The 26,245-nt window shown below is 69.0% G+C and carries 26 protein-coding genes; 21 read left to right on the top strand and 5 right to left on the bottom strand.

Features of this window, described 5'->3' with window-relative positions; genetic code table 11:
* Nucleotides 1-82 precede the first annotated feature (82 nt).
* The 10 genes from QE388_RS14770 to QE388_RS14815 all read left to right on the top strand — a co-directional run bounded on the left by QE388_RS14770 (nt 83) and on the right by QE388_RS14815 (nt 8,091).
* Nucleotides 83-574: an MFS transporter permease gene (locus QE388_RS14770; protein ID WP_307386064.1), complete on the top strand. Its 492-nt coding sequence runs from the start codon at nt 83-85 to the stop codon at nt 572-574.
* Nucleotides 575-734: 160 nt separating this feature from the next.
* The gene (rplS, locus tag QE388_RS14775; protein ID WP_307386065.1) at nt 735-1,082 is read left to right on the top strand and encodes a 50S ribosomal protein L19; all 348 of its coding nucleotides are present in this window, start codon (nt 735-737) and stop codon (nt 1,080-1,082) included.
* Between the two features lie 143 nt (nt 1,083-1,225).
* Complete coding sequence (gene lepB, locus QE388_RS14780; protein WP_275801333.1) at nt 1,226-1,978, top strand: signal peptidase I; 753 nt, start codon at nt 1,226-1,228, stop codon at nt 1,976-1,978.
* A complete protein-coding gene (locus QE388_RS14785; protein ID WP_307386070.1) occupies nt 1,975-2,628 on the top strand; it encodes a ribonuclease HII in 654 nt (217 codons plus the stop codon). Before lepB ends, QE388_RS14785 begins: the two co-directional genes overlap by 4 nt.
* 113 nt (nt 2,629-2,741) lie before the next feature.
* Nucleotides 2,742-3,065 (top strand): DUF2469 family protein, encoded by a 324-nt coding sequence (locus QE388_RS14790; RefSeq protein WP_013586353.1) that lies wholly within the window; start codon nt 2,742-2,744, stop codon nt 3,063-3,065.
* Between the two features lie 106 nt (nt 3,066-3,171).
* Nucleotides 3,172-3,534, top strand: coding sequence for a YraN family protein (locus QE388_RS14795; RefSeq protein ID WP_275801330.1), 363 nt, complete (start codon nt 3,172-3,174; stop codon nt 3,532-3,534).
* The gene (locus QE388_RS14800; protein WP_307386072.1) at nt 3,531-5,054 is read left to right on the top strand and encodes a YifB family Mg chelatase-like AAA ATPase; all 1,524 of its coding nucleotides are present in this window, start codon (nt 3,531-3,533) and stop codon (nt 5,052-5,054) included. The genes QE388_RS14795 and QE388_RS14800 overlap by 4 nt, the downstream gene beginning before the upstream one ends.
* The gene (gene dprA / locus QE388_RS14805) at nt 5,051-6,211 is read left to right on the top strand and encodes a DNA-processing protein DprA (protein WP_307386074.1); all 1,161 of its coding nucleotides are present in this window, start codon (nt 5,051-5,053) and stop codon (nt 6,209-6,211) included. The genes QE388_RS14800 and dprA overlap by 4 nt, the downstream gene beginning before the upstream one ends.
* 123 nt (nt 6,212-6,334) lie before the next feature.
* Entirely contained in the window at nt 6,335-7,240 is a 906-nt protein-coding gene (locus tag QE388_RS14810; protein WP_275801324.1) for a tyrosine recombinase XerC, read from the top strand.
* A gap of 518 nt (nt 7,241-7,758) precedes the next feature.
* The gene (locus QE388_RS14815; RefSeq protein WP_307386076.1) at nt 7,759-8,091 is read left to right on the top strand and encodes a hypothetical protein; all 333 of its coding nucleotides are present in this window, start codon (nt 7,759-7,761) and stop codon (nt 8,089-8,091) included.
* Nucleotides 8,092-8,111: 20 nt separating this feature from the next.
* Here QE388_RS14815 and QE388_RS14820 read toward each other — a convergent pair whose 3' ends face one another.
* Nucleotides 8,112-8,612, bottom strand: a complete 501-nt coding sequence (locus tag QE388_RS14820) for a murein hydrolase activator EnvC (RefSeq protein WP_307386078.1) — start codon at nt 8,610-8,612, stop codon at nt 8,112-8,114.
* Between the two features lie 341 nt (nt 8,613-8,953).
* Between QE388_RS14820 and rpsB the strand changes: the two genes are divergently transcribed.
* The 9 genes from rpsB to QE388_RS14865 all read left to right on the top strand — a co-directional run bounded on the left by rpsB (nt 8,954) and on the right by QE388_RS14865 (nt 15,696).
* Complete coding sequence (gene rpsB / locus QE388_RS14825) at nt 8,954-9,847, top strand: 30S ribosomal protein S2 (RefSeq protein ID WP_307386080.1); 894 nt, start codon at nt 8,954-8,956, stop codon at nt 9,845-9,847.
* A 143-nt stretch (nt 9,848-9,990) separates the two neighbouring features.
* Nucleotides 9,991-10,818, top strand: a complete 828-nt coding sequence (tsf, locus tag QE388_RS14830) for a translation elongation factor Ts (protein WP_275801315.1) — start codon at nt 9,991-9,993, stop codon at nt 10,816-10,818.
* Between the two features lie 131 nt (nt 10,819-10,949).
* On the top strand, nt 10,950-11,669 hold the full coding sequence (gene pyrH / locus QE388_RS14835) for a UMP kinase (protein ID WP_275797029.1): 720 nt from the start codon (nt 10,950-10,952) through the stop codon (nt 11,667-11,669).
* Between the two features lie 75 nt (nt 11,670-11,744).
* Nucleotides 11,745-12,299 (top strand): ribosome recycling factor, encoded by a 555-nt coding sequence (gene frr, locus QE388_RS14840; protein ID WP_307386081.1) that lies wholly within the window; start codon nt 11,745-11,747, stop codon nt 12,297-12,299.
* Between the two features lie 5 nt (nt 12,300-12,304).
* Complete coding sequence (locus QE388_RS14845; RefSeq protein WP_307386083.1) at nt 12,305-13,357, top strand: phosphatidate cytidylyltransferase; 1,053 nt, start codon at nt 12,305-12,307, stop codon at nt 13,355-13,357.
* Nucleotides 13,354-13,929, top strand: coding sequence for a DivIVA domain-containing protein (locus tag QE388_RS14850; protein WP_275801834.1), 576 nt, complete (start codon nt 13,354-13,356; stop codon nt 13,927-13,929). Before QE388_RS14845 ends, QE388_RS14850 begins: the two co-directional genes overlap by 4 nt.
* A gap of 46 nt (nt 13,930-13,975) precedes the next feature.
* Nucleotides 13,976-14,677, top strand: coding sequence for a transglycosylase SLT domain-containing protein (locus QE388_RS14855; protein ID WP_307386085.1), 702 nt, complete (start codon nt 13,976-13,978; stop codon nt 14,675-14,677).
* A 9-nt stretch (nt 14,678-14,686) separates the two neighbouring features.
* On the top strand, nt 14,687-14,974 hold the full coding sequence (locus tag QE388_RS14860; protein WP_275801832.1) for a hypothetical protein: 288 nt from the start codon (nt 14,687-14,689) through the stop codon (nt 14,972-14,974).
* Nucleotides 14,974-15,696 (top strand): alpha/beta hydrolase, encoded by a 723-nt coding sequence (locus QE388_RS14865; RefSeq protein ID WP_307386087.1) that lies wholly within the window; start codon nt 14,974-14,976, stop codon nt 15,694-15,696. Before QE388_RS14860 ends, QE388_RS14865 begins: the two co-directional genes overlap by 1 nt.
* A 6-nt stretch (nt 15,697-15,702) precedes the next feature.
* Here the strand turns inward: QE388_RS14865 and QE388_RS14870 are convergent, their stop codons facing one another.
* The gene (locus QE388_RS14870) at nt 15,703-16,776 is read right to left on the bottom strand and encodes an AI-2E family transporter (protein WP_307386089.1); all 1,074 of its coding nucleotides are present in this window, start codon (nt 16,774-16,776) and stop codon (nt 15,703-15,705) included.
* A gap of 174 nt (nt 16,777-16,950) precedes the next feature.
* Here QE388_RS14870 and QE388_RS14875 point away from each other — a divergent pair, with 174 nt between their 5' ends.
* Together QE388_RS14875 and QE388_RS14880 are read left to right on the top strand one after the other, a co-directional pair.
* Nucleotides 16,951-18,831: a glycosyl transferase gene (locus tag QE388_RS14875; protein WP_307386091.1), complete on the top strand. Its 1,881-nt coding sequence runs from the start codon at nt 16,951-16,953 to the stop codon at nt 18,829-18,831.
* Nucleotides 18,828-19,769 (top strand): tetratricopeptide repeat protein, encoded by a 942-nt coding sequence (locus tag QE388_RS14880; RefSeq protein ID WP_275801826.1) that lies wholly within the window; start codon nt 18,828-18,830, stop codon nt 19,767-19,769. The genes QE388_RS14875 and QE388_RS14880 overlap by 4 nt, the downstream gene beginning before the upstream one ends.
* Nucleotides 19,770-19,824: 55 nt before the next feature.
* Here QE388_RS14880 and glgB read toward each other — a convergent pair whose 3' ends face one another.
* The 3 genes from glgB to glgX all read right to left on the bottom strand — a co-directional run bounded on the left by glgB (nt 19,825) and on the right by glgX (nt 26,197).
* Nucleotides 19,825-21,966, bottom strand: coding sequence for a 1,4-alpha-glucan branching protein GlgB (glgB, locus tag QE388_RS14885; protein WP_307386093.1), 2,142 nt, complete (start codon nt 21,964-21,966; stop codon nt 19,825-19,827).
* The gene (locus QE388_RS14890; RefSeq protein WP_307386095.1) at nt 21,963-24,047 is read right to left on the bottom strand and encodes a maltotransferase domain-containing protein; all 2,085 of its coding nucleotides are present in this window, start codon (nt 24,045-24,047) and stop codon (nt 21,963-21,965) included. Before QE388_RS14890 ends, glgB begins: the two co-directional genes overlap by 4 nt.
* A gap of 68 nt (nt 24,048-24,115) precedes the next feature.
* Nucleotides 24,116-26,197, bottom strand: a complete 2,082-nt coding sequence (glgX, locus tag QE388_RS14895) for a glycogen debranching protein GlgX (RefSeq protein WP_307386097.1) — start codon at nt 26,195-26,197, stop codon at nt 24,116-24,118.
* Nucleotides 26,198-26,245: the final 48 nt, after the last annotated feature.

Below are 26,245 nucleotides of genomic sequence, written 5' to 3' on the forward strand. Positions count from 1 at the left end.
TCTCCCCGATCCCGCCCGTCCGCCCGTCGCACGCCTTCCTCACTCATAGGCGCTGCACAGTGTGGGTGCGTAGCCTCGCTCCATGGTGCTTCGCCGAGTGTTCCTCCGATGGCTGTTCCCTGCCGCCTTCGTTCTGCCGCTGTGGCTTTTCGTCGGGTGGATCGTGTTCGCCGGCGGAAGCGGGTGGGCGTTGCTCTGGCTGCTGATCGCGGCCCCGACCGTGTTCGTCTCGGAGATCCTCCTCACGCTGCTGGTCCGCGCGCGGGCCAGCGTGAGGCTGACCGGCGCCGCCGGCTGGCGCGACATCGCCGGGCTCGGTCTCTGGCACCTCGTCATCGTCGCGTTGGGCTTCTACGACGCGCGGCTGTTCTTCGCTCTGCTGGCCCTCAGCGTGGTCGGTGCGCTCGTGCTCTTCTGGTCGTCGCTGTCGCAGCTGTGGAACGAAGCGCGCGGTTCGGTGACCGTTCTGCACGCGCAGGACGGCACCGCGTACATTCCCCCGACGCCCGACCCGCCGCACCCGCGGACCGCCGCCGACGTGATCGTGGTGCCGGAGAACCGACCGGGGCACTGAGCCGGTTTGGCGCGGCTCGCGGGGCATGGCAGAATAGGTGTTTGTGCCCTGACCGGCTCTGCCTCAGGGGAGTCCCGCCGCATCCGCGGCCTCGGGCACGCCTCACCTTTTCCCTCTTTATCGTGCGATCGACCTGTGGCGGTCGCAGGAAGTGATGATCATGCAGATCCTCGACTCCGTCGACGCGGCTTCGCTCCGCTCCGACATCCCCGCCTTCGCCCCCGGCGACACCGTCAAGGTGCACGTCAACATCACCGAAGGCAGCCGCTCGCGTATCCAGGTGTTCCAGGGCGTCGTCATCGGCCGCTCGGGCGACGGCGTGCGCGAGACCTTCTGCGTCCGCAAGGTCAGCTTCCAGGTCGGCGTCGAGCGCACTTTCCCGGTCCACAGCCCCGTGATCGACCACATCGAGGTCGTCACGCGCGGCGACGTGCGCCGCGCCAAGCTGTACTACCTGCGGAACCTCCGCGGCAAGAAGGCCAAGATCAAGGAGAAGCGCGACCGCTGAGTCGACTCTCTCGAACGCCCCGTGGCTCCGTCACGGGGCGTTCGGCGTTTTCATGGCCACGCCGTCCGGCGCAGGGCGTGCGATGTGCGACCCTTGTTGCTGCGGGTTCTCCGGTGTGCGGCGAGCCCGGTGAAGGATCTTGCATGAGCGACCAGACCGCGTCGACCCCGGATGCCACGGCATCCGCTTCTCCGGACCGTCGACGACGGGGATGGGGCGCCTTCCTGCGCGACATCGTCGTGATCATCCTGATCGCCCTGGTCGTCTCGTTCCTCGTCAAGACGTTCGTGGTGCGCTCGTTCTACATTCCCTCCGCGTCGATGAACAACACGCTGATCGAGCAGGACCGGATCCTCGTCGACGAGCTCACGCCGCGTTTCGGGCAGTACTCGCGAGGCGACGTGGTGGTCTTCCGCGATCCGGGTGGCTGGCTGCCCGTGAACACCGAACCCGCGCGTCCACCGCTGGAAGAGGGCGCGGATTGGGTGCTGTCGCTGTTCGGCCTCTCGGCGCCCGACAGCGATGACCACCTCATCAAGCGGGTGATCGGAACGCCCGGCGACCATGTCGTCTGCTGCAACGCCCTGGGGCAGACCTCGGTCAACGGCGTCCCCCTCGACGAGCCGTACGTGAAGCTCGCGCCCGGGGCTACGGCCCCCAATCCCGTTCCGTACGACATCACCGTTCCCCCCGGTTCGCTGTGGGTGCTCGGCGACAACCGGAACAGCTCGAAGGACTCCCGCTTCAACCAGGATCAGCCCGGACAGGGGTTCGTGCCGATCGACAACGTGGTCGGACGTGCCTTCCTGATCACGTGGCCGTTCTCGCGCTTCGGGCTCATCGACTTCCACCACAACGTCTTCGCGGGGGTGCCCGCCCCGGAGGCCACCCCGTGATCGAACCCACGCTGACGCTCGAACGGCGCCTGCTCAAAGAGCACGCGCTGATCATCGCGTGCGACGAGGTCGGACGCGGAGCGCTCGCGGGGCCGGTGGCTGTGGGCGCCGCCGTGATCGATCCCGCGCGATCGCGCAAGCGCGTTCCGGCCGGGCTGCGCGATTCGAAGCTCGTCCCGGAGGCGCGCCGGCCCGAGGTGGCAGCCCGCGCGGCGGCCTTCGTCCAGCACAGTGCCGTCGGGTGGGCGAGCTCTGACGAGATCGATGAGATCGGCATCATCCGCGCCCTCGGGCTCGCCGCCGTCCGGGCGATAGCGGACCTTCGCGCGCACGGTGTCGTCCCCGAAGACGCGCTGGTGATCCTCGACGGCAACCACGACTACATCACCCCGGCGGGGGAGCGCGGCCTGCGCGTTCAGCCCATCGTCAAGGCCGACCGTGACTGCGCGAGCGCCGCGGCGGCATCCGTCATCGCCAAGGTCGCCCGTGACACCGTCATGACCTATCTGCACGACGACCTGCCCGCGTACGGCTGGGCGCGCAACAAGGGCTACGCGAGCCTCGATCACCGCGAGGCGATCTCGGCGCACGGCATGAGCGTGCACCACCGGCACTCCTGGGCGATCGCCGCAGCCCCCACGCTGTTCTGACTGCTCCGCCTCGCGGACGAGACGAGGCTGGACGTCGGCTGCGGGCCAGGACGCGCCCGGGCCGTCGACGCCGTGCGACCTGCGCGACCATGCGCGCCTAGGATGGAGAGACCATGGATGACGACGTCTTCGAGGATTACGACCGCGAACTCGAACTGGCCCTGTACCGCGAGTATCGCGACGTCGTGCAGCAGTTCCAGTACGTGATCGAGACTGAACGCCGGTTCTATCTGGCCAACGATGTCAACGTCGTCCGCCGCGACACCGAGCACGACTTCTACTTCGAGATCTCGATGTCGGACGTCTGGGTGTGGGACATCTACCGGGCCGATAGGTTCGTGAAGTCCGTGCGGGTGCTGACGTTCAAGGACGTGAACGTCGAAGAGCTCTCGCGTCGCGACTTCCAGCTGCCCGAAGAGCTCTCGCTCGACAACTGAGGATCGCGGCGGGGCTCTCCTCCCCAATACGGTGAATCGCTGACTCCTCCACCGAAAGCGCCTTCCACCCTCACGGCGACCGGCCGCGGCTGTCACGCTCTCGGGCATGGCAGCGAAAGACGAACTCGGACGAGCCGGTGAGAACCGCGCCGTCGCGCACCTCAGCAGTAGCGGCTATCTCATCCTCGATCGCAATTGGCGATGTCCGCAGGGCGAAATCGACATCGTCGCGGATCACCACGGGGCGCTCGTGGTCATCGAGGTCAAGACACGGACGAGTGAGGCGTTCGGTCACCCTTTCGACGCCATCGACGCGCGCAAGGCCGCTCGACTCTGGCGCCTCGCGATGGCGTGGATGGCGGAGCACCCCGAGGAGGCACGCGGTCGTCGATTGCGGCTCGACGCGATCGCGGTGACGGGGCCGGATCCGTCGACCGCGCGGCTCGAGCATCTCGAGGATGCCCTGTGACCGTCGCCCGCACCTGGGCGGTCGCCCTGTCAGGCCTACGGGGCGACCTCGTCGAGGTCGAAGCCGACCTGTCACAGCAGACCCCGGAGTTCTCGATCATCGGTCTCCCCGACAAGGCGCTGGGCGAAGCCGGTCGCCGGGTCCGCAACGCGTGTGCGAACCGCGGACTCGACCTTCCCAAGCGTCGGATCACCGTCAACCTCTCCCCGGCCAGCCTGCCCAAGCGCGGCTCGGGTTTCGATGTCGCCATCGCGGTGGCCGCGCTCGCGACGACGGGATCGATGGATGCCGCCCGCGTCTCCGCGACCGTGCACATCGGCGAGCTGGGGCTCGACGGGCGTCTTCGCCCGGTGCCCGGCGTGCTTCCCTCGGTGATGGCCGCCCGCAGGGCCGGTCATCGGCGCGTGGTGGTCCCCGCCGCGAACGCGGGCGAGGCGGACCTCGTCGAGGGAATGGAGGTCTGTGCCGCCGGCTGTCTCGCCGAGGTCGTGCGGTGGCACGGCGGCTCGTGCGACGCCGCGGACCTCGAGCCGGTCCTTCCTACGGTGCCGCCGGCCCGCGACGCTCCGGCGCTCGAACTCGCCGACGTCGTCGGACAAACCGACGCGGTGGACGCGCTGGTGGTCGCTGCCGCCGGCGGGCACCACATGTTGATGAGCGGTCCACCGGGGGCAGGCAAGACGATGTTGGCGCGCAGACTCCCCGGCATCCTTCCCGACCTGGACGACCAGGCAGCGCTATCGGTGGCCTCCGTTCGCTCGCTCTCGGGTGAGACCGTCGTACGCCTGTCTCGGACCCCGCCGTTCGAGAGCCCCCACCATGGCGCGAGCGCTGCGGCACTGATCGGGGGCGGGTCCGGCATCGTGCGGCCGGGGGCCATCGCCCGTGCGAGCGAGGGCGTGCTGTTTCTCGATGAGGGCGGAGAGTTCCCCGCCTCGGTCCTCGATGCCCTGCGCCAGCCGCTCGAGAGTGGGGAGATCCACCTTCATCGCTCGGGTGTGGCGGCGACCTACCCCGCGCGATTCCAACTCGTGGTCGCGACCAACCCCTGCCCGTGCGGGCAGTACGGCGTTCCCGGCGGTTCCTGCGAATGCCCGCCCCAGGCGATCCGTCGGTACACGCGCCGCCTTTCCGGCCCTCTGCTCGATCGGATCGACATCGATCTGCGCCTCCAACGGGTGTCCGCCGCGAGGCGCGGCACCGAGACCGCGACCATCACGACTCGTGAGGCGAGGGCCATCGTCGCCGACGCGCGGGAGCGCGCTGCCCGACGCTGGGCGGACACCCCCTGGTCGCGGAATGCGGACGCTCCCGGGACGTGGCTGAGAGGACCCGCGTCTCCATCCGTCGACGTGCTCCGCCCGCTCGATACCGCGCTGCGGCGCGGCGCACTGACCCTGCGCGGGTACGACCGCCTGCTCCGCGTCGCGTGGACCGTCGCCGACATCGCTGGTCACGACGCAATCACGGTGGACGACATCGGGCGGGCGCTGTACCTCCGGCGGGGGATGAGCGCGTGAGCCTGCCCGATCTGTCTCCCGAGGCAGCTCGTGCTGCGCTCACCGGCATCTCGGGTGTGGTGGCCGGGATGGAATGCGAGGCATATGCACGCACGATCTGGAACGTCATCGCCGAGCCGGGGGACGGCGCAGCGGGGGCGCTGATCACCGCCGTCGGCGCCGTGGAGGCTCTGCGGACGGCCGCGACGCCGACGGACGACGAGTGGGCGGCGGCCCGCGCGCGGTGGTCGCCGAGGTTGCGCCCCGCGGCCGTCCGATCCGCTCTCGACGGCGCTCGACGAGCGGGGGCCCGCCTGGTGGTGCCCGGCGATCCCGACTGGCCGTCGCGTGTCGACGACCTCGGCTTCCACGCTCCCGTCGCACTGTGGGTGCGGGGGAGCGTCGGAGACCCCCTCGCACCGGCCGTATCGATCGTGGGTGCGCGCGCGGCGACGCCGTACGGCGAGGGCGTGACCGCAGATCTCGCCGCCGAACTCGGCGCATCCGGGGTCGCGATCGTCTCCGGGGCGGCCTATGGGATCGATGGGGCCGCTCATCGGGCGGCGCTGTCGACGGGCGCGACGACGGTCGCCTTCCTCGCGGGGGGAGTTGATCGGGCGTACCCGCGCGGGCACGAAGGGCTGCTCGAACGGATCGCCGTATCCGGCGCGGTCTGGAGCGAGACCCCGTGCGGATCGAGCCCCACGAAATGGAGGTTCCTCGCACGAAATCGCCTCATCGCCGCGATGGCGGACGCCGTGGTCGTGGTGGAGGCCGGGTGGAGGAGCGGCTCACTGAACACCGCGGCGCACGCGGCGACTCTGGGCCGAGCGTTGGGGGCGGTTCCGGGGCCCGTCACCTCGGCGGCGTCAGCGGGGTGCCATCGCATCCTGCGGGAGTACGGCGGCGTGTGCGTGACCTCGGCTGAGGACGTTCGCGAGATGCTCGGCGACGTGTCGATGACACAGGTTCCCGGGGGGTCTCCGGACGAGGGGCGGACGGACGAGACAACTCGCATCTTCGACGCTCTCTCCCCGCGCGTCGGGCGGCGGACGGACGACATCGCGCGCCGCAGCGGACTTTCGGTGGCAGAGGCGCAGACTCACCTCGGACTCGCCGAGCTCGAGGGGCGGGTGGTGCGGGACGACGACGGAGGCTGGCGTGCGGTGCGCGAGTGACGCGAGTCCGTGCGGCGTCGGTGTGCACTTGCCCACGACGCGGGCCGCCGGGAATCACCGTTCGACGAGGAGTCCGCGCGCGCCCTGTCACCCCTCGGCAGCGATCGGGGGCAATCTGGAGTCATGCGCTCTTCCGCCGCCGCAGAGGCGTTCCTGTCGCACCTTGCGACCGTGCGCCGACTCTCACCGGCCACCGTTCGCGCGTACCGATCCGACCTCGCAGACCTGGTGCGCTCGACGCGCGACCCTGAGCTGGCCGACCTCGACATCGAGATGCTCCGCGAATGGCAGTGGGAGGCGACGACCACCGGCCTGTCCAAAGCAACCGCCGCTCGACGGACGTCGTCCGTCCGTGCCTTCTTCTCGTGGGCGCGAGACGAGGGCCTCATCGACTTCGACCCGTCGGCTCGCCTCGTCGCCCCGAAACGGGGGCGGACCCTGCCCGTCGTCGCGACGAGTTCGGCTCTCGACGAGGTTCTCGCGAGCGCCGCAACCCGCGCCGAGACCGGCGATCCTCTCGAGCTTCGCGATCACGCCGTCCTGGAGATGCTGTACGGGTCTGGCGCGCGCGTGTCGGAGCTGTGCGGACTCGACCTCGACGACGTGGACCGTGACAATCGCACCCTGCGCCTGCGCGGCAAAGGAGACAAAGAGCGAGTCGTTCCGTACGGCCTCCCCGCCGCGCGCGCACTGGATGCCTACCTCGTGCGCGGTCGGCCCGTGTTGAGCGCGCGCGACGATGGCGGGGCCGGACGCGCCGTGTTCATCGGTGCGAGGGGCGCGCGGCTCGGCCCGCGTGCCGTCCATGCGCTCGTGTCACGGGTCGTCGGCCCTGCAGTGGGAGCCGAGGCGCTCGGTCCGCACGCCTTGAGACATTCCGCGGCCACCCACCTTCTCGACGGCGGCGCAGATCTGCGGACCGTCCAGGAGATCCTCGGGCACGCGAGTCTCGGGACGACGCAGATCTACACCCACGTCTCGGGTGAGCGACTACGCGAGGCCTACCGGCTCGCGCACCCGCGCGCCTGACCTCTCGACGAGACGTCGCCGCTCGTTGTCCGCCGTTCGCCGCGCGCGGACTCGCGTCCTGCATGCGCCCAGGACCTCCCGATCGAGAGACACCCGCGCGTCAGCTGCCACGGCCACGACCGCTGTCGAATCCGGTGAAGGCGAACAGCTAGCGCCCCTCCCTCCGCGAGCCCTACCGTGGAAGGGTGAATCGGCGAGGACGTAGGCGAAGTGTCGCTCTGGCGGCAGGGGTTCTCGTCGCGCTGCTGACGGGCTGCGCGCTCGCGCCACAGCCGACCGTCACTCGCCTGCCCCCGGGGATGGGGGCAGGCGCGACACACCCCGCGGGGACCGTTCCGTCCCCGTCGGTGGTCCCCGCGAGCCCGTCGTTCACTGCGTCGACCCCGGTGCCCGCGGAATCCGCGTCCTCGAACAACGGGACCGGTAACGGCGACACGGGCAATGGCGGCACGACGGACGGTGACGGGGTGACCTGCGCCGACGGAGAGTCCGCATCGATTTCGGGGAGCGAGAAGACCGTGCGTGTCGAGGGGGCGTGCGCCGCGCTATCGGTCTCGGGAAGCGCGCTGACCGTCGATGCGACGGCTGCGCGTATCGGCTCCCTCATGATCGCGGGGGACCGCGTCCGGGTGGACGCCGCCGAGATCGGCGCGGTCTCGGTGCAGGGCAACGACGGTGCGATCAGTTCAGCGGGGGCGATCGGCAGCGTCGATTTGAGCGGTGACAGAACCCGGGTCACCGCGGGGGGCGCGATTTCGTCCGTCGCGGTCCGCGGTCAGAACAATACCGTGACCGCCGGCGGGGGCGTCGGCGACCGCGTGGTCGAGGGTCGCGACAACCAGATCGGTTGAGACGAGCTCCGCGTCGGGCTTCAGCAGCACGGCAGGAGCACCGCTCGCGGGACGCCACCCAAGAGGCGCAGGGGATTGATGTACTGCCCATGGAGCCGTACGCCGAAGTGCACGATCCCCGGCGCGGTGTGGCCACCCGCCACGACGGCACCCACCGGCGATCCCCGCGAAACGGCGTCTCCGGCAGCCAGCTCCGTCGTGACCGGTTCGAGAGTCGTCACCAGACCGTCGCCGTGGTCGATCGTGACGACGGGTCGGCCCGCGACCATTCCGGCGAACGCGATGCGGCCGGCCGCCGGTGCTCGAACGGACGAGCCCGCCGCAAGGTCCACACCGCGATGACCCGGTCCGTACGCGTGGGCGGGTGCCTCGTAACGACGGACGAGCTGCACCTCGTCGACCGGCCACACCCAGCCGCGCTGCGCGAGATCATCCGTCGCCGAGACCGCAGCCGCCGGACAGATCACGGACACGACGATCGCGATCGCCGCGAAGACCGAGCGGAGAGGTGAACGCCACATGGGGTCAGTGTCGCCGGGGCGGCGGTCGTCGATGGCGCGGAGGCCGCGGAATGGGGACGAATCGGCGAAACACGCCGTGGGGGAGGAGCTGCCAGGGCGAGCGGTCCCCGATGCCCGTCCTGTACACTGGCAGACGCATCTCGTGTATTCGGGATGACTCCGCGTGCCCAGAGCGCAGCGCGCCGTCCTTCGGGACAGCGCATCGCGTGGCATCCACACCCCATGGTCCTCCGCTCCGGCGGTTGGCGGGTGTGCGCCGGGCACCAGGCTCGTCGGACGACTCGTCCGGCGCGATCAACCACAACCACGGCGCGCGAGCGCCCAGAAACAGGAGTACGACCATGGCCGTCGTCACCATCCGCCAGCTGCTCGACAGCGGCGTTCACTTCGGACACCAGACCCGCCGGTGGAACCCGAAGGTGAAGCGCTTCATCCTGACCGAGCGTTCCGGCATCCACATCATCGACCTGCAGCAGTCGCTCGGCTACATCGACAAGGCGTACGAGTTCGTCAAGGAGACGGTCGCGCACGGCGGCACCATCCTCTTCGTCGGCACCAAGAAGCAGGCGCAGGAAGTCCTCGCCGAGCAGGCGACCCGCGTGGGCCAGCCCTACGTGAACCAGCGCTGGCTCGGTGGCCTCCTCACCAACTTCCAGACGGTGTCGAAGCGCCTCGCCCGCATGAAGGAGCTCGAGGAGCTCGACTACGAGACCCCGGCGGAGAGCGGCTTCACCAAGAAGGAGCTCCTCCTCAAGAAGCGCGAGCTCGACAAGCTGCACAAGTCGCTCGGTGGTATCCGCAACCTGCAGAAGACCCCCTCGGCCATCTGGGTCGTCGACGCCAAGCGCGAGCACCTCGCGGTCGACGAGGCCAAGAAGCTCGGCATCCCCGTCATCGGCATCCTCGACACGAACGCCGACCCCGACGAGTTCCAGTACCCGATCCCCGGCAACGACGACGCGATCCGTTCGGTCAGCCTGCTGACGCGCATCATCGCCGACGCCGCCGCCGAGGGCCTCATCCAGCGTCACCAGCCCGCCGGTGAAGACGAGGCCGCCGAGCCCCTCGCCGAGTGGGAGCGCGAGCTCCTCGAGACCAACGCCGAGACCACCGAGGCCGCGACCGAGTCGGCTGCCGACGAGGCCGGTGCCGAGGCTCACGACGAGACCGTCGCCGCCGAGGCGGGCGAGTCCGCCGCCGAGGTCGCCGACGCCGAGGCCGCCGACAGCAAGTAAGCAGCGCGACGTTCGCGTCACCGCGACGTCACCCGCACAGGCTACGATCCGGCGGGGTCGTGACCGTACCTCCTGTGGAGGTGCGGCGCCACGGCCCCGCCGAGCTCTTATCAAGAACGCATACGACAAGGAGACGCCACACCATGGCAAACTTCACGATCGCCGACATCAAGGCGCTGCGCGAGCAGCTCGGCACCGGCATGGTCGACACCAAGAAGGCTCTCGAAGAGGCCGACGGCGACGTCGAGAAGGCCGTCGAGATCCTGCGCCTCAAGGGTGCGAAGGGCAACGCCAAGCGCGCTGACCGCTCCACGAGCGAGGGCCTCGTCGTCGCTCGCGAGAACAACGGTTCCGTGACGCTGCTCGAGCTCGCCTGCGAGACCGACTTCGTCGCCAAGAACGAGCGCTTCATCGCTCTCGCCGACAAGGTCGTCGACGCGGCCGCCGCCGCGGGCGCCGACTCGGTCGAGGCCGCCCTCGCCGCCGACGCCGACGGCCAGACCGTCGAGCAGCTGATCTCCGACGAGGCCGCGATCATCGGCGAGAAGGTCGAACTGCGTCGCGTCCGCACCATCTCGGGCGACAAGTTCGAGGTCTACCTGCACAAGACCAGCAAGGACCTTCCCCCGCAGGTCGGCGTGGTGCTCGCCTACACCGGTGACGACGCCGAAACGGCTCGCTCCATCGCGCAGCACATCTCGTTCGCCAACCCCTCGTACCTCACTCGCGATGCCGTGCCCGAGGCCGACGTCGAGAAGGAGCGCGAGATCGTCACCGAGATCTCCCGCAACGAGGGCAAGCCCGAGGCCGCCCTGCCGAAGATCGTCGAAGGCCGTGTCAACGCCTTCTTCAAGCAGGTCGCCCTGCTCGACCAGGACTACGCGAAGGACAACAAGCTGTCCGTCGCCAAGGTCGCGTCCGACGCCGGTCTGACCCTGACCGACTTCGCCCGCTTCAAGGTCGGCGCGTAACACCTCGACAGGCTGACGGCGCGTCACAAGGCCCGGGATGCCATGGCATCCCGGGCCTTTTTCCTGCGCGCGCGACGTTTCGAGTCCGCCCGCCAGGCAGATAGTTTGGATGGAACGAGAGGACATGACACGTGATCGATGAAGCGACCAAGCGCCGCCGGGTGCTCCTGAAGCTGTCGGGTGAGGCATTCGGCGGAGGCCAGCTCGGGGTCAACCCCGACGTGGTCAGCCAGATCGCACGAGAGATCGCCGAGGCGGTCGATCGTGTCGAGATCGCGATCGTCGTGGGCGGGGGGAACTTCTTCCGCGGCGCCGAGCTCAGCCAGCGCGGAATGGACCGCGGCCGTGCCGACTACATGGGCATGCTCGGGACCGTGATGAACGCCCTCGCCCTCCAGGACTTCCTCGAGCAGGCCGGCGCCGCCACACGCGTGCAGTCCGCCATCTCGATGACACAGGTCGCGGAGCCCTACATCCCGCGTCGCGCCGTGCGCCACCTCGAGAAGGGTCGCGTCGTCATCTTCGGCGCCGGTGCGGGCCTGCCGTACTTCTCCACCGACACGGTCGCGGCGCAGCGCGCGCTCGAGATCGGGGCCGTCGAGGTCCTGGTGGCCAAGAACGGCGTCGACGGCGTCTACACGGCCGATCCTCGCCTCGATCCGTCCGCGACGAAGCTCGACCACCTGACGTACAACGACGCGCTGCAGAAGGGGCTGAAGGTCGTGGACTCGACCGCCTTCAGCCTGTGCATGGACAACGGCATCGACATGCGCGTGTTCGGGATGGAACCCGAGGGCAACGTCACGCGCGCGCTCCTCGGCGAGACGATGGGGACGCTCGTCACCGCGTGACCCGCCGCGTGGGCCCGGGGTGCCGGGCCCACGCGCGACTAGACTGAGACGTCAGTCCCAACGAATGGAGTCACCGTGATCGCCGATGTGCTCGCCGATGCCGGAACGCGCATGGATCGCGCCGTGGAGGCCGCCAAGGAGGACTTCGCGACCGTCCGCACCGGGCGCGCGAACCCCCAGATGTTCCAGAAGGTCCTGGTCGACTACTACGGCTCGCCGACGCCGCTCGCCCAGCTCGCCTCGCTGAACAACCCCGAGGCGCGCACGCTCGTCATCAACCCGTACGACAAGTCGGCGCTGAAGGCGATCGAGCAGGCCATCCGCGACATGCCGAACCTGGGCGTGAACCCCACGAACGACGGCAACATCGTGCGCATCACGATGCCCGAGCTCACCGAGGAGCGCCGTAAAGAGTACGTCAAGCTCGTCCGCGGCAAGGGCGAAGACGCGAAGGTCCAGATCCGCAACCTGCGCCGCAAGGCGAAGGACGACCTCGATGCCCTGAAGAGCGACGTCGGTGAGGACGAGCTGGTCCGCGCCGAGAAAGAGCTCGACGGCGTGACGCGCGGGCACGTCGACCAGATCGACGAGGCCCTCAAGCGCAAAGAGGCCGAACTCCTCGAGGTCTGACGTCGATGACCGATGAGTCCGAACGCGACGACGCGGAGCCGCACACCGGTGCGGCCGGTCGTCGTCGTGCCGACGGACCGCGCCGATTGCCCGCCACCGGCGAAGGCGTGACGGCGATCGAATCGCAGTTGCGCGCGATGCGATCGGATGCCGAGCAGCACATCGCGCAGGCCCGCGCCGAGTTCGATCAGGCCAACGAGCGGATCAAGCAGCGCACGGGCCGCGACCTGATCCTCGCAACCCTCATCGGCGTTTTGATCGGGGCGGTCGTCATCGCGTCGCTGATCTTCTTCAAGTGGCTGTTCGTCCTCTTCGCGGCGGCGGCCGTGGGGCTGGCGATCTTCGAGTTCTCGCGCGCCCTCCAGGCATCCGGCCGACGCGTCGACATCGGCCCGCAGCTCGGACTCGGTCTCCTGCTCCTGCTGAGCGGATTCTTCGCCGGACTGTGGGTGCACTGGGTCGCTGCGCTGGCTGCGGTCGTCATCGTCATCGTCTGGCGTCTGGTCGGCCAGATGTTCGCTCGCGACGGGCGCACGCGCGCCGCCGTGCTCGGCGATGTCCTCGTGGCGGGATTCATCCAGCTCTACCTCCCGTTCCTCGGCAGTTTCGCGACGATCCTGCTCTCGGAGGATCGGGGCGAGTGGTGGGTGCTCGCCTTCCTCATCGTGGCGGTCGTCTCCGACACCGGTGCCTATGTCTCGGGCTTGACCTTCGGACGCGGCGGACGCCATCCGATGGCACCGCGCATCAGCCCCAAGAAGACCTGGGAAGGCTTCGCGGGGGCGTGCGTCGCCGCTCTGGTCGCCGGTGTGCTCCTCGCGGCGTTCATGCTCCACATCCCGTGGTGGGCCGGGCTGATCTTCGGTGCCGTCGTGCTGGCGACCGCGACGGTCGGCGACCTCGGCGAGTCGATGGTCAAGCGCGACCTCGGCATCAAGGACATGAGCTCGTGGCTTCCGGGCCACGGGGGAGTCCTCGACCGCCTCGACTCGATCCTCCCGTCGGCGATCGCCGCCCTCGCGATGTTCTATCTGCTCGCCCCGCTGGGAGTGTCATGACCGAAACGACGACCGAAGACCGCCGCACGAGCGAGCCGTTCCCGGACGCTCCCGGCCGGACGAAGGGATACGAGAAGCGCGCCGTCGACCAGTTCCTCGCCCGCGCGCGAGAGGCCTTCGAGTCCGACGCAGACGGCACACTGCGCTCGACAGAGGTTCGAGCGATGGCGTTCCCGCTCGTCCGCGGCGGGTACGCCATCGGACCGGTCGATGCCGCGCTCGGACGGGTCGAAGACGCCTTCGCCGCGCGCGAGCGCGAACATGCGCTGTCTCGTCTGGGCGCGCGGGCGTGGGTGGCGGAGACCCGCGACACGGCTCAGGTCGTCCTCGACCGGCTTCAGCGGCCGCGCGGGCACCGGTTCGATCGCGTCGGCTTCATGCGTTACGGCTACCGCGTCGAAGAGGTCGACGTCGCCGCCGACCGCATCGCGCGATACCTCGCCACGGGTGACCCGATCACCGCGGAGCAGGTGCGTTCGGTGGCGTTCCGCATGGAACGCGGCGGTTATCGGGAGCAGCAGGTGGATGCCGTTCTCGACGCGGTCGTCGAAGTGATGCTCGCGATCGGTTGATGCGCACGTCGCCGCCCTTGCGCGGCATCGGTAGACTCGAGGAACTGTGACTTCCGGATCCGACCTCACACGTGCGTCTTCGCGCCACGTCTCGCGCCGTGGCGCGAACTCGGCCGACGTCATTCCCCCCGCCCTCCCTCGCCGCGGCGCGCCTCGGTGGTCTCGCCGCCGTGGTGTGGTCGGTGTCTTCGCCGGCTGCGCCGCCCTTCTCTTCGCGGCGGCCTACGTCGGACCCATGGGGGCCGTGATATCGAGCGCGAAGGCCGAGGAGCCAAAGGCGGTGACGCTCTTCGCCGAGGGGCTGAACGACACGCAGGTCGTCGCCACGTCGGGCGAGCGTGAATCGCCGCAGCTCGACCGTGCGAGCTACAACGTCTACGTCAAGCCGAAGCCGACGCCGACTCCCACTCCCTCCCCGGCAGACCAGGGGTCTTCGGGAGGCGGGGGTGGCCCGCTGTTCTACACGGGCGGCGGTGCGCCCGCCGAGTGGATGGCGGCCGCCGGCATCGCCGAGTCCGACATGGGCTACGTCGATTACATCGTGAGCCGCGAGAGCGGCTGGAACCCGAACGCGACGAACCGCTCCTCGGGGGCGTGTGGGCTCGTGCAAGCGCTGCCGTGCAGCAAGGTTCCCGGTAACGGGTACGACCCGGTCGACAACCTGCGGTGGGCGACCGGGTACGCGACGGGCCGCTACGGCAGCTGGGCCGGTGCGTACGCGTTCTGGACCAGCAACCACTGGTGGTGAGTGGCATCCATGCCCCGCTCACGCAAGCGCCGGCCGGATCCCCGTCGCGGCGATGACTCGCTCGACCGGTTGATCGCCGGCTGGAAGCGCAGCGAGATCAAGCGCGGTATCGAATGGACCGTTCAGCCCATCTCGGCCCCTCAGGCGCAGAAGGAGTATCGCTGCCCGGGATGCGGTCGGGCTGTCGAGCCGGGCGTGGCGCACGTGGTGGTGTGGCGCGCGGACGGTGTTCTCGGCGACGCGGCCGACCTGGCCGCGCGTCGCCACTGGCACACACCCTGTTGGAGGATTGCGTGATGGAGATTCGCGGACCCGTCCTGCTCCCGGCACGACGAGAAGACATCGATCTGCAGACCGTCGACGGTCTCACCCTGGTGGGTGAGCTCGCCCTCCCGGCCGAGCGCGAGCCCGTCGCGACGCTCGTCACCCTGCACCCCCTGCCCACCGCCGGCGGGTTCATGGATTCGCACATCCTGCGTAAGGCGGCCGGCCGCCTCCCGGCGCTGGCGGACCTGGCCGTCCTGCGATTCAACACACGGGGGACGACCTCTCCTCGCGGTACGAGTGAGGGCTCGTTCGACGGGGGAGCGGCCGAGGCTTTCGACGTCGCCGCGGCCATGGACGTCGTCCGAGAGCGCGGGCTGCCGCGCCCCTGGCTCGTCGGTTGGTCGTTCGGCACGGAGCTCGCGTTGAAGTACGGACGCGACCACGACATCGAAGGCGTCATCCTGCTCTCTCCGCCCCTACATCGCGCGACCGCCGAGGAGGTCGCCGCGTGGGGTGACGATGACCGTCGTGTGGTGGTGCTCGTGCCGGAGTTCGACGATTACCTGCGCCCTGACGAGGCTCGCGAGCGATTCGCGTCGATCCCGCACGCGACGCTCATCGCGGTGGACGGCGGCAAGCACCTCTGGGTCGGCGAGACGCAGACCCGCCGTGTCCTGACCGAGATCGTCGCCGCGGTGAACCCCGACGCGTTGCCGCTCGCCGTCGAATGGGACGACGACGTCACGGAGTGACCGTCGTCAGCGCTCGTTCTGGCGCGGGATGATGACCTCGCGATAGATGATCAGGATGCTGGCCGCCACAGGGATGGCGATCAGCGCGCCGAGCAGGTTCAGCAGCGCCCCGCCCGCGAGCGCCGCGATGACGACGACCGCTCCCGGGACCGACACCGCGCGGTTCATGATGCGCGGTGAGATGACGTAGGCCTCGATCTGCATGTACACGAGGTAGTAGATGAGGGCGATGAGGGCCATCGTCGGCGAGCCGAGACCGGGGATCAGACACGTGAGGACGATGATCGTCGATCCGGTCAGGGTTCCCACGAGCGGGATGAGCGAGAAGAAGAAGGCCACGACCGCGAGGACCGCCGGGAAGGGCGCGTTGATGATGCTCAGGAAGATCGCGCTCAGGATGCCGTTGATCACGCCCAGACTGACCTGGCCCATCACGTAGTACCCCACCGAATCCGTGATCTTCTCGGCCAGTTCGATGAAGCGGGCGCGCTTCGAGGCGGGAACCAGCTGGTAGACCGCCGACTTGAGCGACGGCGTGGATGCCGTGAAGTAGATCGTCAGGATCAGCACGATGAAGGCGCCACCGAGGCCCGCCGCGACCGCCCCGCCGATCGTCAAGAGGCTGTTGCCGACCATGGTCGAGATCGAGCCGACGTCGAGCGTCGAGAACCAGTGCTGGATGCCGGCCCACACCTGATCGAGCGGGAGCCATGGAAGCGTCGACGAGGCCCACTCCTGCGCGCCGGAGACGATCTCATTCCACCGACCGGGTCGGAGGAGCTCCTCGATCTGCGCGACGAGCTGCGCGATCTGGCTCACGATGATCGGGACGACCATCAGGATGATGCCCGCGAAGATGCCGAGAACACCGAGGATCGTCGCGAGAACGGCAGCCCAGCGCGGGAGCCCCCGTCGTTCGAGGAAGGAGACCACCGGGTCGAGACCGAGCGAGAGGAACAGCGCGGTCCCCACGTAGAGGAGGATCGTCGACAGATTCTCGACACTGCCGATGAGCAGCAGCCCGACGCCGACACCGAGGGTCGCGAGCAGCGCCACCCGGAAGGGGTTGTGGATCTTCATGCCGGGGACTCCCGTCTCCTGCGGCCGTGGCCGCGTCCATTCCGCAAGAATACTGAGCGCGCCGGCGGTGCGGCCCGCACGGTCCTCGCCGCGAACTTTCAGGAGTCCTCCGATAGTCTGAAACGTCGATTCTTCGGCGACCACCCGAGTCGCCGATTGAGGATGGTGCATAGCGTGAGATTCGTCTGGGCCGTGGTGGCGTTCATCATCGCCGCCGTCATGATCGGTGCGGGCATTGCCCAGCGCACCGTGTTCCAAGGGCCGGCGGAGACATCGCAGACGATCCAGACGGATCAGTCGACCGCCTACACGATGATCGACGGCGCGGTCCTCGGCAGCCTTCCGGGGGCTCAGACGCTGCGCGTCGACGGGGACTCGAATGTCTTCGTGTCCTACGGCCGCACCGAGGACATGCGAGCGTGGCTCTCGGACGCCGAGTACACGTCGGTCACGATGGGCGACCAGAACACCGTCGAGACCTCCGTCGTCGAACCGACCGTGGAGTCCACGCCCGCGGATTCGACGACCGCGACGGATGCGACCGGGGGCACGGATGCCACGGGAACGGCCGACACCACGACCGGAACGCAGACGGCCGGTGCGCGTTCACCGGTCGGTTCCGACCTCTGGCTCGACGAGTTCGAGCAGACCGGCACCCTCACCCAGACTCTGCAGCTTCCCGCCGATATGAGTGTCCTCGTCGCCTCGGACGGGCAGGCCCCCGCCCCCTCCACGATCACGGTGACGTGGCCGGTCGACAACTCCACTCCGTGGGCGGGCCCGCTCATCGTGGGTGGGGGAGTCGTGCTGCTGATCGGGCTCGTGCTCTACGTCCTCGGCATCCGTCATGTCCGTCGCTCGCGGCGGCCCCGTCGCAAGGGGCTTCCGCTGCCGGTGACGGAACCCATTTCGATCGCCGACGCCGACGACAAAGGGGTGATCAGCGAGTCGACCCGCCGTCGGGGGAACGGCCGGACGCGCGGTGTGCTCGGGTCGGGTCGTCGCGCGCTCGTCGCTCTTCCCGCCCTCGGGGTGTCCGCCGCCCTCTTCGCGGGCTGCTCCGCCGACGCTTGGCCGCAGATCGCCGCGTCGGATTCGCCGAGCCCGTCCGCAACGGTCATCGTGCCCGAGGGGCAGTTCCCCCCGGCGGTGACCGAGGCGCAGGCGCAGCGCATCGTCTCGCGGATCTCGCAGACGGTCGCTCAGGCCGATGCGGCGATGGACGCCACCGCCGCGGAGACGCGCCTGACGGGTCCGGCGCTCGCCGAGCGCAAGACCAACTACACACTTCGTGCGGCCATCCCCGATCGTCCGGCGCTGCCCGCCATCCCCGCCGAGCCGGTGCAGATCACGCTTCCCCAGACCACGAACGCGTGGCCGCGTACCGTGATGACCGTCGTCGAGTCCGCGGACGCGAGCGCCCCCACGACGACCATCATGATGATGACGCAGGACAACCCCTGGTCGGAGTACCGGGCGTCCTACGTCGGCAACCTCGAGGCATCCACCAACCTGCCCGAACTCGCCGCACCGTACGTCGGCGCGACCCAGGTGCCGCCGGACTCCTCGTTCCTGGTGATGCCGCCGAACGAGCTCGCCACCGCTTACGCGGACCTCATCAACAACGGCCAGAACAGCGCGTCGTGGTCGAAGTTCGACACGGCCAACGACCTGCTCCTGCCGGCGATCGAGGACAACAAGAAGAAGCGCACCGACGAGCTCAACCAGACCGGAGCGGGCACGGCGGAGATCAGCTTCACGGCGTCGGCCGGTCCCACGGATCCGATCGCGCTCGCCACTCTCGACACCGGCGCGATCGTCGCTGTGAACGTCTACGAGAGCGACACGGCGAAGCCGACCAACGCGGACGCCGTCATCAAGCTCGACAACAACCCCGCGGTCAAGGCTCTCACCGGCGTCGACCAGTCGGCGACGGGCTTCACCACGACCTACTCCGACCAGATCTTCTTCTACGTCCCCAGCCAGGGGTCGGACGATCCGATCCGTCTCCTCGGCTACCGATCCAGCCTCCTCGAAGCGAAGGTGTCCCCGTGAGCACTCCCGCCCCCGGTTCCGTCATGCGCGGTGCGGTCGATCTGTCGTCGCTGCGCAACCGTCCCACGCCGCCCGCGTCGGGTGGCGCTCCCGCGCAGGCCGCGGATGCCACGACGGCGAAGCTGATCTTCGACGTCACCGATGCGACCTTCGGCGACGTGCTCGAGCTGTCGCGCACGGTTCCCGTTGTCGTCGACCTGTGGGCGGAGTGGTGCGGGCCCTGCAAGCAGCTCAGCCCCGTGCTCGAGAAGGTCGTGACCGAACTCGGCGGACGGGTCGTGCTCGCGAAAGTCGACGTCGATGCCAATCCTCAGCTCGCACAGGGCTTCCGCGCGCAATCGATCCCGATGGTGGTCGCCCTCGTCGCGGGCCAGCCGGTTCCCCTCTTCAACGGTGCGGTTCCCGAGCAGCAGGTGCGCGACGTCTTCGCGCAGCTCCTGCAGCTGGCGGCGCAGCACGGCGTGACCGGAACGGTGCCGACGGCGGACGGAGCCGCGGATGCCGACGAGCCCGCCGAGGCTCCGCTGCCGCCGCTGCACGCCGAGGCCTTCGCAGCGATCGAAGAAGGCGACTATCCGCGCGCCATCTCGGCGTACGAGCGCGCTCTCGCGGAGAACCCGCGCGACGCCGAGGCTGCCGCCGGTCTCGGGCAGGTTCGTCTTCTGAACCGGGTCCAGGGCGCAGACCTGCAGCAGGCACGCGCGGCTGCTGCTGCCGCTCCCACCGACGTCGAGGCGCAGTTCCTCGTCGCCGATCTCGATCTCGCCGGCGGCCACGTCGACGACGCGTTCGGACGCCTGCTCGACCTGTTCGCAACCCTTCCGGCGGAGGAGCGCGCTCCGGTGCGTGCGCGTCTCCTGGAGCTGTTCGGCATCGTCGGCGACGATGACGCGCGCGTCCTCCGCGCGCGCGGGCGCTTGGCATCCCTGCTCTTCTGACGCTCACGACGAAGGCCCCGTCCGCGGACGGGGCCTTCGTCGTTGTCGTGCCCGGTCAGGCGCCGGCCGAGTGCTGGAGCCAGAGGACCCCGAGGGGCGGCAGAGTGAGAACGGCGCTTCCGCGCGCGTCCGTCGTCACGGCGCCGAAGTTGCCCTGACCCGAGCCGCCGAAGGCTTCGGCGTCGCTGTTGAGGACCTCGGTCCACGTCCCCGCCTCGGGGAGGTCGATCGGGAAGTCGCCGAGGGGCACGCCCGAGAAGTTGCACAGCACGGCGATCGTGTTGCCGTGGTGATCGCGACGGGCGAAAGCCAGCACGTTCGGGTTCCAGGCAGGTGCGCCCAGGCGCGAGAACGCCGCTCCGTCGTGATCGCGAGACCACAGCGGAGCGTGCTCCTTGTAGACGCGGTTGAGCTCGGCCACGAAGTCGTGCAACTGCGCGTGAGACGGCTGGTCGAGCATCCACCAGTCCAAGCCGCGGCCCTCGGACCACTCGGACATCTGGCCGAACTCCTGGCCCATGAACAGCAGCTGCTTGCCGGGGTGGCCCCACATGTACGCCAGGAACGCGCGCATGTTCGCGAGCTTCTGCCAGTGGTCTCCCGGCATCCGTCCGAAGAGGCTGCCCTTGCCGTGCACAACCTCGTCGTGGCTGATCGGAAGGATGAAGTTCTCACTGAACGCGTACACGAACGAGAACGACAGCTCTCCCTCGTGGTGCGAGCGGTACATCGGGTCACGCGCGATGTACTGCAGGGAGTCGTTCATCCACCCCATGTTCCACTTGAAGCCGAAACCGAGGCCGGCGTGGGACGTGGGCGCGGTGACACCCGGGAAGCTCGTGGACTCCTCGGCGATCATCGCGATACCGGGGTAGCGCTTGTACGAGGTCGCGTTGACCTCCTGCAGGAAGCGGATCGCCTCGAGGTTCTCGCGCCCGCCGAACTGGTTGGGGGCCCACTCGCCGTCGTTGCGGGAGTAGTCGAGATAGAGCATGGAGGCGACGGCATCCACTCTCAAACCATCGACGTGGAACTCTTCGAACCAGTAGAGCGCGTTCGCGACGAGGAAGTTGCGCACCTCGTTGCGGCCGTAGTCGAAGATGAGCGTTCCCCAGTCCTTGTGCTCACCGCGGCGGGGGTCGGGGTGCTCGTAGAGCGCCTCCCCGTCGAAGCGCGCGAGCGCGAACTCATCCTTGGGGAAGTGACCGGGGACCCAGTCCATGATCACGCCGATGCCCGCCTGGTGCAGGCGGTCGATCAGGTAGCGCAGGTCGTCGGGGTCGCCGAAGCGGCTCGTCGGGGCGTAGTAGCCCGAGACCTGGTAGCCCCAGGAGCCGCCGAACGGGTGTTCGGCGAGCGGCAGGAACTCGACGTGTGTGAAGCCCTGAGCACCCACGTAGGCGATGATCTCGTCCGCGGCGTCGCGATACGACAGCCCCTGCTTCCATGAGCCGAGGTGGAGCTCGTAGACCGACATCGGACGGTCGATGGGAGCGCTGTTCGAGCGCTCCGCGATCCAGCTGTCGTCCGACCAGGTGTAGGCCGAATCCGTGACGACCGAAGCAGTCGCCGGCGGAACTTCGGCGAGGCGCGCCATCGGGTCGGCTTTCTGCACCCACGCGCCACTGCGAGCGAGGATCTCGAACTTGTAGCGTGCGCCGACGCCCACGCCCGGCACGAAGAGCTCCCAGATCCCGCTGGACCCCATGGAGCGCATCGCGCTGCCCTGTCCGTCCCAGCCGTTGAAGTCGCCGATCACGCGCTGCGCCCGTGCATTGGGAGCCCAGACGGTGAAGGCGGTGCCGGAGATTCCGTCGATCTCGCGCACGTGCGCTCCGAGGACGCGCCACAGTTCCTCGTGTCGGCCCTCGGCGATGAGGTGCAGGTCGAGCTCGCCGACCGATGGTGGGAAGCGGTACGGATCGTCGGCGACGTGACCGACGCCGTCGTCATAGGTCGAGCGGACGCGGTAGGCACCGGGGTGACCTGGGACGGATCCCTCCCAGATGCCGCCGCGCACGTGCGACAGAACGGCCGTCGTGCCGTCGTCGAGTTCGGCGACCACGTCCTTGGCGAGGGGGCGACGAACGCGGATCACCCACCCCTCCGCGGTCTCGTGCGCACCGAGGACGCTGTGCGGATCGTGATGCGTGCCGTAGGCGACGGCATCCAGGAGCTCGGCGGGAAGCGTGCTCATCGGACCTCCTTCACGTGCAGGATGTGCACGGGTTCGTCGAACGCGTCCAAGCGCACGAAGTTGTGATCGGCCCAGGTCCACACCTGACCGGTCACGAGGTCTTCGACCTCGTAAGGGGTGCCGGGCTCGACGCCCCACACCGTGGTGTCGAGGTGCACCGTGCTCTGCCGCGCCGAGTGCGGGTCGACATTGGCGACCACGATGATCGTGTCGCTCTCACCGGTGGGGGAGAGCGCCGCGTCGAGGTGCTTCGAATAGACCAGGATCGCGTCGTCGTCGCTCCAGTGCACGTCGAGATTGCGAAGCTGGCGCAGAGCGGGGTGGTCGCGGCGCGCCTGGTTCAGCATGCGCAGGTAGGGAGCGAGGGAATCGCCCGCCGCCTCGGCACCCGCCCAATCGCGGAACTTGTACTCGTACTTCTCGTTGTCGATGTTCTCTTCCGACCCCGGACGAGCCACGTTCTCATAGAGCTCGTAACCGGCGTAGACGCCATAGGTCGGCGCGGCCGTCGCCGCCAGCGCCGCGCGGATCTTGTAGGCCGGACGGCCGCCGAACTGCAGGTACTCGGTGAGGATGTCGGGGGTGTTGACGAAGAGATTGGGGCGCAGGAAGTCGGAGGTCTCGTGCGCGAGGCCCGAGAAGAACTCCTCGAGCTCCTCCTTCTTGTTCCGCCACGTGAAGTAGGTGTAGCTCTGCTGGAACCCGGCCATGGCGAGTCCCTGCAGCGGGGCGGGGCGCGTGAACGCCTCGGCGAGGAAGACGACGTCGGGCTCTTCGGCGCTGACGGTCGCGATCAGCCACTCCCAGAACTGCAGGGGCTTGGTGTGCGGGTTGTCGACGCGGAAGATGCGGACGCCCTGGGCGATCCAGTGCCGCACGATCCGCAAGACCTCGGCGCGGATGCCGTCGGGGTCGTTGTCGAAGTTGACCGGGTAGATGTCCTGGTACTTCTTCGGCGGATTCTCCGCATAGGCGATCGAGCCGTCGGGCAGCGTCGTGAACCACTCGGGATGCTCCGTCACCCACGGGTGGTCGGGCGAGGCCTGGAGGGCCAGGTCGAGGGCGACCTCGATGCCCTGGGCGCGTGCGGCCGAGACGAAGTCGCGGAAGTCGTCGAGAGTCCCGAGGTCGGGGTGCACGGCGTCGTGTCCGCCCGCCGGACCGCCGATGGCCCACGGCGAGCCGGGGTCGCCGGGCGACGTGACGAGGGTGTTGTTCGGGCCCTTGCGATTGCTCTCGCCGATGGGGTGGATCGGCGGCAGGTACAGCACGTCGAAGCCCATGCCGGCGACCCCCGGTAGACGGTCCGTCGCGGTGCGGAAGGTTCCGCTCACGACGGTTCCGTCTTCGGCGCGCGTCGCGCCCTCGGATCGGGGGAAGAACTCGTACCACGCGCCGACGCCGGCGCGCTCACGCTCGACGAGCAGCTCCGTCTCACGCCCCACCGAGACCAAGCCCATCACGGGCCTGGCCGCGAAGATGGCGGCGATCTCTGGGCTGCGGACGATCTCGAGGGCGACGTCATCGTGCGTGTCCGGGTCGCGCAGCGCGCGCGCTGCCTCGTACAGCACGTCCTTGTCGCTGCCGGGGCGCTTCTTCTCTCCGCGCGCGCGGTCGAACAGCCGGGCACCGATCTCGCGCATGAGAGCGGAGTCGACCCCCGCGGCGATCTTGACGTCGGCCGCGTGCTCCCACGTCGCGAACTCGTCGGCGAAAGCTTCGAAACGGAATCGCCAAATGCCCTGCTCGAGCGGAGCGACGAGCGTGGACCACCGGTCGAACCCGTCGTTCAGGGGGCTGAGCCGGTGCAGCGACTCGTCGCCGGAGGGCGAGAACAACCTCACGTGCACGCCGATGCGGTCATGCCCTTCGCGGAATGCGGTCACCGTGAAGGGGACGGCTTCGCCGACGTACGCCGACGGGCGGAATCGTCCGCCCGGCACGCTGGGGTGGGGGAGCGCGAGCGGGATACGCGGCGTCACCACGCCCTTCGCGGTCGGCGTCGGTTTGACCGGGCGCTCGGGAATCGAGGCGCCGCTGCGCCAGGGACGTACGGGCGTAGGAGTCGTCGTGGTGGCCACGATCCGAACCTATCGCGGCCCGCCGACCTCACGGCATCCATTCTGCCGGCCTTGACACGGCGGCACGGTTACTCGACGCGGAACAGTCTCATCGAGGTTCCCGCAACGGCGAGCACATCTCCCGGGGCGAAGCGTTCGCCGTGCTCGGTCGGGGCCTCTTCCTCGCTCGACCAGAGCGAGACGAACGAGACGCCCGGCTCCAGCGTCGGCAGCGTCACGTCGATCGCGCGCTCGTTGCCGTGCACGATGAGCAGGATGCGATTGAGTTGCTCTTCCTCGGGCGTCGAGGTCGCCAGGTACTGCAGAGTCCGGTGCGACGGGTCCGTCCACCGCTCGCCCGACATGGTCTCGCCCCGCTCGTCGAACCACTCCATCACCGAGGCCGAAGGGATGCTCTCTCCCGCCCGGGCGAAACGCTTCGGGCGCAGCGCCGGGTTCTCGCGCCGCAGCTGCAGGAGGCGCTGCGTGTGCGCGAACAGGTCGCGTTGCCAGGGCGCGAGGTCCCACGACAGCCACGTGAGGGTCGAGTCGTGACAGTAGGCGTTGTTGTTGCCGCGTTGGGTGCGACCCATCTCGTCGCCCGCGGTGATCATCGGGACGCCCGCAGACAGCAGGAGGGTGCCCATGAGGTTGCGCATCGCTTTGCGGCGCGTGGCGAGCACCTGTTCGTCGTCGGTGCGACCCTCGGCACCGTGGTTGAACGAGCGGTTCGTGTCGGCGCCGTCGCGGTTCTGCTCGCCGTTGCCGAGATTGTGCTTGACGTCGTACGAGACCAAGTCGCGGAGCGTGAATCCGTCGTGGGCGGTCACGAAGTTGATGCTCGCGAGAGGTCCGCGCTCTTCGCTGAACGTGTTGGACGAACCGGCGAGTCGCGTCGCGAAACCCCCGATGCCGACCGGGGCGGTGTCGGCCCGGCGGGCGTAGTCGATGTCGCTCAGCCAGAAGTTGCGCACTCGATCGCGGTAGCGGTCGTTCCACTCGTGCCAGCCCTCACCGAAGGCGCCCGTCTGCCACCCGCCCATGCCCACGTCCCACGGCTCGGCGATGAGCTTGGTCCCGGCCAGGTGCTCGTCGTCGCGGATAGCCTGCAGCAGCGGATGGTCGGGCGTGAAGGAATGGTTCGCGTCGCGCCCGAGCGTCACCGCGAGGTCGAAGCGGAAGCCGTCGATCTGCACCTCGTTCGTCCAGTACCGCAACGAGTCCAGGACGAGGCGCGCAGCGGCATCCGTCGACGTGTTCACCGCATTGCCGCATCCGGTCTCGTCGATGTAGACGCCGTCGTCGGTCTGTCGGTAATAGGAGCGGTTGTCGATGCCGCGCAGGCTCGTCCGTGGACCGCCGATACTCTCTTCCGCCGTGTGGTTGTAGACCACGTCGAGGATCACCTCGAGGCCGGCCTCGTGCAGGAGCTTGACCATTCCCTTGAACTCGCGCAGGACGGCCTCGGGCCCCTCGGCGCGGCTTGCGGCCGTGGCGTACGCGGCGTGCGGGGTGAAGAAGTTCAGCGAGTTGTAGCCCCAGTAATTGGTGAGGCCGAGCTGGAGCAGGCGCGGCTCGGTCGCGAAAGCGTGCACGGGAAGCAGTTCGACGCTCGTGATACCGAGCGACTGGAAGTGCTCGATCATCGCGGGGTGCGCGAGGCCGGCGTACGTGCCGTGCAGGGCGGGCGGGATGAACGGATGCCGCTTCGTCAGGCCTTTGACATGGCCCTCGTAGATGACGGTGCGGTCCATCGGCACCTGCGGCTTGGTGGACGCGCCCCAGTCGAAGGCGCCGTCGACGACGACGGAGCGCCAGTCGCCGAAGGATCCGGAGACGAGTCCGCGCGAGTAGGGCTCGATGAGGAGCGTCTGCGGGTTGAAGGTGTTGCCCGGGCCGTGCGGCCCCCCGACGCGGATCGCGTAGCGCGCACCCGGGCGCAGCAGGGGAGTCGTGACCTCGAACCCCCCGCCACCCGTCGGCGCCATCGTGAGCGTCTCGGTCGCCCAGTCGAGATCGACGTCGTCGAACACGAGGAGCTGCATCGCATCGGCGTGAGCCGACCACACGCGCAGGGTGCCTCCGTCGGGACCGAGCGTCACGCCGAGGTTGTCGAAAGCGTCGTCGAGCAGGCCGGCGTGCGGGGAAAGGACAGGCTCGGGTCGGACCATGAGATCTAGGGTAGTGAAGGCGGCGCGCGTCGTCGGGAGGGAAAGCGG

Origin of the sequence: Microbacterium sp. SORGH_AS_0969 (assembly GCF_030818255.1) — a bacterium.
GTDB lineage: Bacteria > Actinomycetota > Actinomycetes > Actinomycetales > Microbacteriaceae > Microbacterium.

Bases quoted from the DNA above. Each gene is read 5' to 3' on its own strand.
- QE388_RS14795 (WP_275801330.1), top strand. From the start codon at position 3,172: ATGGCAGCGAAAGACGAACTCGGACGAGCCGGTGAGAACCGCGCCGTC.
- QE388_RS14865 (WP_307386087.1), top strand. From the start codon at position 14,974: ATGGAGATTCGCGGACCCGTCCTGCTCCCGGCACGACGAGAAGACATC.
- tsf (WP_275801315.1), top strand. From the start codon at position 9,991: ATGGCAAACTTCACGATCGCCGACATCAAGGCGCTGCGCGAGCAGCTC.
- QE388_RS14870 (WP_307386089.1), bottom strand. From the start codon at position 16,776: ATGAAGATCCACAACCCCTTCCGGGTGGCGCTGCTCGCGACCCTCGGT.
- QE388_RS14820 (WP_307386078.1), bottom strand. From the start codon at position 8,612: ATGTGGCGTTCACCTCTCCGCTCGGTCTTCGCGGCGATCGCGATCGTC.
- glgX (WP_307386097.1), bottom strand. From the start codon at position 26,197: ATGGTCCGACCCGAGCCTGTCCTTTCCCCGCACGCCGGCCTGCTCGAC.
- QE388_RS14860 (WP_275801832.1), top strand. From the start codon at position 14,687: ATGCCCCGCTCACGCAAGCGCCGGCCGGATCCCCGTCGCGGCGATGAC.
- rplS (WP_307386065.1), top strand. From the start codon at position 735: ATGCAGATCCTCGACTCCGTCGACGCGGCTTCGCTCCGCTCCGACATC.
- rpsB (WP_307386080.1), top strand. From the start codon at position 8,954: ATGGCCGTCGTCACCATCCGCCAGCTGCTCGACAGCGGCGTTCACTTC.
- QE388_RS14770 (WP_307386064.1), top strand. From the start codon at position 83: ATGGTGCTTCGCCGAGTGTTCCTCCGATGGCTGTTCCCTGCCGCCTTC.
- lepB (WP_275801333.1), top strand. From the start codon at position 1,226: ATGAGCGACCAGACCGCGTCGACCCCGGATGCCACGGCATCCGCTTCT.
- QE388_RS14790 (WP_013586353.1), top strand. From the start codon at position 2,742: ATGGATGACGACGTCTTCGAGGATTACGACCGCGAACTCGAACTGGCC.
- QE388_RS14810 (WP_275801324.1), top strand. From the start codon at position 6,335: ATGCGCTCTTCCGCCGCCGCAGAGGCGTTCCTGTCGCACCTTGCGACC.
- QE388_RS14845 (WP_307386083.1), top strand. From the start codon at position 12,305: ATGACCGATGAGTCCGAACGCGACGACGCGGAGCCGCACACCGGTGCG.
- glgB (WP_307386093.1), bottom strand. From the start codon at position 21,966: ATGAGCACGCTTCCCGCCGAGCTCCTGGATGCCGTCGCCTACGGCACG.
- QE388_RS14850 (WP_275801834.1), top strand. From the start codon at position 13,354: ATGACCGAAACGACGACCGAAGACCGCCGCACGAGCGAGCCGTTCCCG.